Origin of the sequence: Erwinia sp. MYb416 (assembly GCF_037479575.1) — a bacterium.
Classification (GTDB): Bacteria; Pseudomonadota; Gammaproteobacteria; order Enterobacterales; family Enterobacteriaceae; genus Erwinia; species Erwinia rhapontici.
This window is the reverse complement of sequence record NZ_JBBGYT010000261.1, coordinates 1-622: the sequence shown is the minus strand read 5'-3', so window position 1 is coordinate 622 and position 622 is coordinate 1. Positions and strand designations below refer to the sequence as shown.

The following is a 622-nucleotide window of genomic DNA, read 5'->3' as shown; positions in this document are numbered from 1 at the left end:
GCATAAAGGAAGTGTGGATAACCTTGCTTTGCGTAGCGCTGAGGGTAAAAATACGTCAGAATGATCAATTCATCATTTTTTCGCTAATCCCGCACACGCTAAAACGGAATGTCTCAATGCTAAAGATTTTCAATACCCTGAGTCGTCAAAAAGAGGAATTTAAACCTATCCATGCCGGTAAAATCGGTATGTACGTGTGTGGCATTACCGTTTACGACCTCTGTCATATCGGACACGGCAGAACCTTTGCGGCATTTGATGTGGTCGCTCGTTACCTGCGTTACAGCGGCTATGAGCTTAACTATGTGCGTAACATCACCGATATTGATGACAAGATCATCAAACGTGCGAATGAAAACGGTGAGACCATTGAGCAACTGACCAATCGTATGATTGCCGAGATGCACAAGGATTTCGCCGCGCTGAATATCCTGCCGCCGGATCTGGAACCGCGTGCAACACGCCATATTCCTGAGATTATCGAGCTGGTCAGCAAACTGATCGCCCGTGAACATGCTTATGTTGCCAGCAACGGCGACGTGATGTTCTCCGTCGACAGCGATCCTAATTACGGTTCGTTATCACGCCAGGATCTGGAACAGCTCCAGGCCGGTGCGCGTGT

1 protein-coding gene is annotated in these 622 nt (G+C 48.2%); it reads left to right on the top strand.

Annotated features, from left to right (window positions below):
* Window positions 1-116: 116 nt before the first annotated feature.
* On the top strand, window positions 117-622 hold a 506-nt coding region (locus tag WH277_RS02385; protein WP_339504195.1), incomplete at its 3' end, for a class I tRNA ligase family protein.